Origin of the sequence: Achromobacter sp. (genome assembly GCF_036567245.1) — a bacterium.
GTDB lineage: Bacteria > Pseudomonadota > Gammaproteobacteria > Burkholderiales > Burkholderiaceae_B > Achromobacter.
Genome location: NZ_DATCUY010000169.1, coordinates 1 through 7,711, shown reverse-complemented (window position 1 = coordinate 7,711; position 7,711 = coordinate 1). Strand labels below are relative to the sequence as shown.

General features: G+C 66.3%; 4 protein-coding genes. 3 read left to right on the top strand and 1 reads right to left on the bottom strand.

Going from position 1 to position 7,711, the window contains the following annotated elements; translation table 11 throughout:
• The 3 genes from VIR09_RS07245 to VIR09_RS07235 all read left to right on the top strand — a co-directional run.
• A partial coding sequence (locus VIR09_RS07245; RefSeq protein WP_332012264.1) for an amidase occupies positions 1–949 on the top strand: 949 nt, incomplete at its 5' end.
• 33 nt (positions 950–982) lie between these two features.
• A complete protein-coding gene (locus VIR09_RS07240) occupies positions 983–2,458 on the top strand; it encodes a M81 family metallopeptidase (RefSeq protein ID WP_332012263.1) in 1,476 nt (491 codons plus the stop codon).
• A 238-nt stretch (positions 2,459–2,696) separates the two neighbouring features.
• Positions 2,697–4,661 carry a DUF945 family protein gene (locus VIR09_RS07235; protein WP_332012262.1) on the top strand — a complete coding sequence of 655 codons (1,965 nt, stop codon included), beginning with the start codon at positions 2,697–2,699 and terminating at the stop codon, positions 4,659–4,661.
• 97 nt (positions 4,662–4,758) lie between these two features.
• Here the strand turns inward: VIR09_RS07235 and gcvP are convergent, their stop codons facing one another.
• Complete coding sequence (gene gcvP, locus VIR09_RS07230; protein WP_332012261.1) at positions 4,759–7,632, bottom strand: aminomethyl-transferring glycine dehydrogenase; 2,874 nt, start codon at positions 7,630–7,632, stop codon at positions 4,759–4,761.
• Positions 7,633–7,711 lie beyond the last annotated feature (79 nt).

Sequence of the window (7,711 nt, the reverse complement as noted above, 5' to 3'; positions counted from 1 at the left end):
AGGCCCCGGTGGCTCCAGCGCCGGAGCTGGCGCGGCCGCTGCCGCCGGCTACGGCCCGCTGCACATCGGCACCGACATCGGCGGCTCCGTGCGCCTGCCGGCGGCCTGGTGCGGCATCGCCACGCTCAAGCCCAGCCTGGGCCGCATTCCCATCGATCCGCCCTTCATGGGCCGCTGCGCCGGCCCCATGACCCGCAGCGTCGCCGACTCGGCGCTCATGATGGGCGTGCTGTCCCAGCCGGACGCGCGCGACCACATGAGCCTGCCCTACCAGGACTTCGACTGGCTGGACCTGGAGCGCGACCTGCGCGGCCTGCGCATCGGCCTGCTGATGGATGCGGGCTGCGGCCTGCCCCTGGACCCTGAAATCCGTGCCGCTGTCGAGGCCGCGGCCCGCGCCTTCGAGGCCGCCGGCGCCATCGTCACGCCGATGCAGCCCTGGATGACGCCCGCCATGCTGGAAGGCGTGGACCGCTTCTGGCGCACCCGCTCGGCCATAGACTTGGCGGCCCTGCCGCAGGAGCGCCGCGACAAGATCCTGCCCTTCATCCGCACCTGGGCGGAAAGCGGCGGCGGCCAGTCCGGCGAGGACGTATTCCGCAGCTACTACGAGACCATGAACGTGCGTGCCAGGACGGTCGCGGCCTGCGCGCCCTACGACTACGTGCTCTCGCCCGTGGCCCCGGTGGTCGCCTACAACGCCGAGTGGCCGTCACCGACCAACGAAGTGGCGACCACCATGCACCACATCGGCTACACGCTCCCCTACAACATGAGCGAGCAGCCCGCGGCATCCGTCAATTGCGGCTACACCAAGGCGGGCCTGCCCATCGGCCTGCAGATCGCCGGCGCGCGCTTTGACGACCTGGGCGTGCTGCGCATCGCGCGGGCCTGGGAAACCATGCGGCCCGAACAACACCCCTGGCCCCAGCCTCCCCGCGCGGCCTGACCGATCCACCACAGCAAACCCACAGGAAATCCCATGCGTTGGCTTTTGGCAATGATCAAGCACGAAACGAATACGTTTTCGCCCGTGCCTACTCCGCTTGAGCGCTTTTTCCGCGGCAATCCCGAAGTCCTGGCCGGCGAACGCGCCATCAAGGCCTACGAGAACACCGACAGCGGCCTGGGCGGCTATATCGAAGTGGCGCGCCGCGAAGGCGCCGAGATAGTCGTGCCCGTGGCGGCCGAATCCTGGCCCAGCGGCCCCGCCAGCGCCGATACCCACGAACGCTTGTGCAAGCTGGTCCTGGACGAAGTCCAGCGCGGCGGCTACGACGCCATCCTGCTGGACCTGCACGGCGCCATGGTCGCCGAGGGCGTGGAGGATGCCGAGGGCGACCTGCTGCGCCGCCTGCGCGAGATCGATCCGCACACGCCGGTGGCGGTGACGCTGGACATGCACGCCAACATCTACGACGACATCGTCAAGCACGCCACGGTCATCAGCGGTTTCCATACCTACCCGCACGTGGACATCCGCGCGGCCGGCCTGCGCGCCGCGGACGTGATCGCGCGCACCCTGAAGGGCGAGATCAAGCCCGTCATGTCCTGGGCCAACAAGCCCATGCTGCCCCACATCATGTGCCAGGGCACCCATGCCGCGCCCAACAAGCCGCTGCAGGAACGCTGCAAGGAACTGGAAGCCGGCGGCGTGCTGGCCGCCTCGGTCTTCGTGGGGTTCCCGCATGCCGACATCCGCGAGGCTGGCCTGAGCGCCGTGGTCTGTACCGACGACAACCTGGCTGACGCGCAGCGCTACCGCGACGAACTGCTGGACCAGGCCTGGAGCGGCCGCGCCGACTGGGTGTTCCACCCGGAGCCGCTGGCGCCCACCATCGCGCGCGCCAAGGCCATCGAACAAGGCCCCGTCGTGCTGCTGGACCACTACGACAACACCGGCTCCGGCGGCACCATGGACACTACCGCCGTGCTGGCCGAAGTGCTGCGCCAGGAACTGGAAAACGTGGTCTTCTACGCCATCTGCGACCCGCAAGCGGCGCAGCAGGCGGCAAGCGCCGGGGTGGGCCAGACCATCACGATCAAGCTCGGCGGCAAGATGGCCATGCCCGCCATCAAGGAACCCAGCGAACCGCTGGAAATCACCGGCCGCGTCAAGCTGGTGTTTGACGGCGTCTACCTGAACCGCGGCCCCATGTATCGCGGTGTGCGCAACGACACCGGCCTGACCGTCGTGATCGATACCGGCCGCGTGGAGATCGTCGTCGTGTCGCGCCACCAGGAGCCCTTCGACATCAATTGCCTGCTGTCGGCCGGCATCGATCCGCTGCAAAAGCGCTACGTCGTGCTCAAGAGCCGGGTGCACTGGCGCGCGGGTTTCTCCGACATGGCCACGCAAGTCATTGAATGCACCGGCGTGGGCGTTACCACCTCGGATTACGGCCAGCTCGATTTCCAGCACGTGCGCCGCCCGATCTATCCCCTGGATCAGATGTAATCCGCGACCCAGGCCTTTGCCCTGAAAAAGCCGGCGCACATGCGCCGGCTTTCATTTTGAAATCTTCTGTAACTGCGAGCGCGGTCACATGACCACCGGCCTCGGTATACTCGCCGCGGGCCTTACAGGCCGATGAATGCGCGTATTCCGATGGCGGACGCCAACAACAGGGTCCAGCGGCCACAAGCAGCCGCCTGTCACCGGATATGACTCGACAATCAACGATACAAGCAGAACGATGAAAAAGAGCGTAGCGATCACCCTCGGCGTGGTCATAGTGGGAGCGGGAAGCTGGGTCGGGGCCACGTGGTACACCGGCAAGCGCATCGAGGAAAGCTCGCAGCGCCATCTGGCGGAAGCCAACGAGAAACTGGCCAAGATCACGCCTCTGTTCGGTCTGCGCATCGATCAGCTGAAGTACGAACGCGGCCTGTTCTCGACACAGGCGCGCTATGGCGTGTCGCTGGTCAACGGCGACAAGATCGCCGAGGACCTGCCCAAGGGCATGATCGAGTTCGACGCGTCGATCGAACACGGCCCCTTCCCCAAGAGCGCCCTGGCGCGCGGCGCCATCGCGCCCAAGCTGGCGTTCACGCACGCCGAGCTCGCCAAGACCGACAACATCAAGGAACTGTTCGAGCTGACCAAGGGCGTGGCGCCCCTGAGCGGCGACGCAGTCATCAGTTTCGGCGGCTACGCCACCTCCACCGCCAATATCGCCCCCGTGCAGATCACGCACGAGGGCAACGCCGTCAACTTCAGCGGCTTGGCGATCAACGGCACTTTCGACCGCGCCCAGCAGGCCGTCACCGCACACGCGCTGATGGAAACGCTGTCGGTGGACGGCGAGAAATCGGATGACCCCATCAAGATGCTGCTGACCGGCCTGACGATGGACGTCAACAGCCGCATGGGCAAGTTCGGCCTGTCCATCGGCGATTCCAGCGTCAAGCTCAAGCGCATCGATGTGACCCGCCCCGGTGACGACGTCAAGGTCTCGCTGGACAACCTGGGTTATGGCGTCAAGCTGGCCGAAGACGACAAGAACGTCAGCGTCGAGGCCACCTACCAGACCGGCAACATCACGCTGAACGACGTCGCGCTGGGCAACGGTCAGGCCGTGGTCAAGCTGGCCAAGCTGGACGGCGCCGCCATCAAGCAGCTGTCCGACACCTACAACCAGATCGTGCGCCAGTACATGCTGGGCGCCAGCGACGAAGGCCTGAAGGACGAACAGTTCGACGCCGTGCTGGAGAACGCCGGCAAGCTGCTCAACGGCAACCCCTCGTTCAGCATCGATCCGATCAGCTGGAAGACCGACAAGGGCGAAAGCAAGCTGAACTTCACGCTGGACCTGACCAATCCGCCCAACGTCAAGGATCTGACGCCCCAGGAGATCATGGTCAAGGCCATCAAGCAGATCGATGCCACCCTGGTCATCTCCAAGCCCATGGTGCGCGACCTGATCGTGCAGTACGCCGTCAAGAAGCAAGGCTTGACCGCGGAAAAGGCCGCCGAGGAAGCCGACGACCAGATGCGCTCGATGTCCGGCATGGCTGAAATGCTCAACGTCGGGAAAAACGACGGCGATAACATCATCGGCAAGTTCCACTTCGCCGATGGCATGGGCGACCTGAACGGCCAGAAGATTCCTGCCGATGAACTGTTCGCGGGCCTGCTGGGCGCGACCGGCATGAACGACGACATGGACGGCATGGAAGAGGAAGGCGAACCGGCCGAAGGCACCGAACTGGCTGCACCCGTCGACACCGTCTCCGCCGCCGGCTACATGCAGGACTTCGATCTCGACACCGTGACCGCCATGCTCGATGACATGTCGTACGCCCCCCGCAAGCAGGACGGCGACGAAGGCCCCGTGCTGATGCTGGAACCCGGCAGCACCGGCGCCAGCGAGCTGCGCGTCGACTTCCTGTGCAACGACTTCACCGAGAAGTGCCACGACCTGGTGGTGACCGCCACCTACAGCAGCAAGAAGCCGGTGTCGCTCAAGGCCATCAACGCCTGGAACCAGGAGTACCGCTGGACGCGCGCCTACCTGGACGACAAGAACCGCGCCGTGCTGCAGATGGACATGAATTCGGAAGGCGGGATCGGCAAGGAAAACCTGCAGATCATGCTCAACACGTTCTTCAGCATCGCGGAAGACTTCTCCGTCACCAGCAAGGCCGCGCCGGCGAAGTAAGCCACGGCCGAAGCTGGACAAAAAAATCCCCCATCTTTCCAGATGGGGGATTTTTTATGCCCGAGGCCCGGCTCGCGCCGGGCCTTGCGGCCCGCGCTTACGCGTAGGCTTCGATCGGCAGGCAGGCGCACACCAGGTTGCGGTCACCGTAGGCATTGTCCACGCGGGCAACCGGCGGCCAGTACTTGGCGTCGCGCAGCGAGGCCAGCGGATAGGCGGCCTGCTGGCGCGGGTAGTCGTGCAGCCATTCCTCGGCCAGCAGCATCTGCGCGGTATGCGGCGCGTTCTTCAGGACGTTGTCCTCGGCATCGCGCTCGCCGCGCTCGACCTGGGCGATTTCCTCGCGGATCGAGATCATCGCGTCGATGAAGCGGTCCAGCTCGGCCACGCCTTCCGACTCGGTCGGCTCGACCATCAGCGTGCCGGCCACCGGGAAGCTCATGGTGGGCGCATGGAAGCCGTAGTCCATCAGGCGCTTGGCGATATCTTCGGCGCTGATGCCGCTGGTTTCCTTGAGCGGACGCACATCCAGGATGCACTCGTGCGCCACGCGGCCATTGCGGCCCGCGTACAGGACCGGATAGTGGTCGCGCAGGCGGGTGGCGATGTAGTTGGCGTTCAGGATGGCGACTTCGGTGGCGCGGCGCAGGCCGTCGGCGCCCATCAGCGAGATGTACACGAACGGGATGGGCAGGATGCCGGCCGAACCGAACGGCGCCGCCGACACGGGGCCGACCTTGGCGTCGCCGGGCAGCTTGCCCTGCTCGTTCACCACGCCCGGCAGGTACGGCGCCAGGTGCGCGCGCACCGCCACCGGACCGACGCCGGGGCCGCCGCCGCCGTGCGGGATGCAGAAGGTCTTGTGCAGGTTCAGGTGGGACACGTCCGAACCGAACTTGCCCGGCTGGGCCACGCCCACCATCGCGTTCATGTTGGCGCCGTCCAGGTAGACCTGGCCGCCGGCCTGGTGCACCAGATCGCAGATCTCGGTAACGGCTTCCTCGAACACGCCGTGGGTCGACGGATACGTGATCATCAGGGCGGCCAGCTTGTCGCCGACCTGTTCGATCTTGGCGCGCAGGTCGGCCAGATCGACGTTGCCGTTGGCGTCGGAAGCCACCACCACCACGTCCATCCCAGCCAGTTGCGCCGAGGCCGGGTTGGTGCCGTGGGCCGACGACGGGATCAGGCAGATGTTGCGTTGATGCTGGCCGTTGGCCTGGTGGTAGCCGCGGATGGCCAGGAGGCCGGCGTACTCGCCCTGCGCGCCCGAGTTGGGCTGCAGGCTGATATTGTCATAGCCTGTGATCTCGCACAGCGCGGCCGACAGGCGGTCGATCAGCTCGTTGTAGCCCTGGCTTTGCGAAGCCGGCGCAAACGGGTGGATCAGCGCGAATTCGGGCCAGGTGATGGGGATCATCTCGGCGGTGGCGTTGAGCTTCATGGTGCACGAGCCCAGCGGGATCATGGTGCGGTCCAGCGCCAGGTCCTTGTCGGCCAGCTTGCGCAGGTAGCGCAGCATGTCGGTTTCGGACTGCACGCTGGAGAACACCGGATGCGTCAGGATCGCGCTTTCGCGCGCCACGCCGGCGGGAATGCCGCTAGCGGCGGCTGCGTCCAGCGCATCGATGTCGAGTTCGACGTCATCGCGCTCCAGGCCAGCGGCGAAGACGTTGACCAAGGCCTGCAGGTCAGCCGTGGTCACGGTCTCGTCCAGCGACACCGCCAGGCGAGCGCCGTCGACGCGGCGCAGGTTGACACGCTCGCAGTCGGCCGCGGTCAGGATGGCCGGGGTGGCCGCGCCGGTTTCCAGCAGCAGCGTATCGAAGAAGGTGTCGTTGGCGACCTTCACGCCCAGCTTGATCAGTTCGGCGCGCAGGATCGCGGTGCTGCGCTGCACGCGCTCGGCAATGCGGCGGATGCCGGCCGGGCCGTGCCACACGGCATACATGCCGGCCATCACGGCCAGCAGCACTTGCGCGGTGCAGATGTTGGAGGTCGCCTTCTCGCGGCGGATGTGCTGCTCGCGCGTCTGCAGCGCCAGGCGCATCGCCGGGTTGCCCTGCGCGTCCTTGGACACGCCGACCAGGCGGCCGGCCATGTTGCGCTTGAAGGCGTCCTTGCAGGCCATGAAGCCGGCATGCGGGCCGCCGAAGCCAAACGGCACGCCGAAACGCTGGGCCGAACCAATGGCGATGTCCGCGCCCCATTCGCCCGGCGCGGCCAGCAGGGCCAACGCCAGCAGGTCGGTCGCAACGGCCACGATGGCGCCTTGCGCATGCGCGGCCTCGGCCAGCTTGCGGTAGTCGACTACCGAGCCGGTGCTGTGCGGATACTGCAGCAGCACGCCGAAGCACTCGGGCAGGCCTTCGGCCTCGTCGCCGATGGTGATTTCGATATCCAGGCCTTCGGCGCGCGTGCGCACGACTTCGATGGTCTGGGGATGTACGTGGCGCGAGATGAAGAACACCGGGCTCTTGGACTTGGCGCTGCGGCGCGCCAGCGTCATCGCTTCGGCGGCGGCGGTGCTTTCGTCCAGCAGCGAGGCGTTGGAGATGTCCAGCCCGGTCAGGTCGGCGACCATGGTCTGGTAGTTCAGCAGGGCTTCGAGGCGGCCCTGGGAGATCTCGGGCTGGTAAGGCGTGTAGGCCGTGTACCAGGCGGGATTCTCAAGAATATTGCGCAACACCACGTTGGGCGTCTGCGTGCCGTAGTACCCCTGGCCGATGTAGCTGCGATAAACCTTGTTGCGGCCGGCAATCTGCTTCAGCTCGGCCAGCACGTCGGTTTCGCTGCGCGAGGCGGGCAGCGCCAACGGGGCCTGGCTGCGGATCTTGGGCGGCACGACTTCTTCGAGCAAGGCGTCCAGGCTGGCGCTGCCGATGACGGCAAGCATGGCGGCCTGGTCGGCGTCGGAAGGGCCGATGTGGCGGGGAATGAAGTCGGTATGGGTGTCTAGGGCGCGCGACATGGAGAGATCTCGGGATAACGGGTGTCGTCGGAGGACGGACGGTGTTGCACCTTGCGGATCGGGCGCGCGGCTTGTGCCT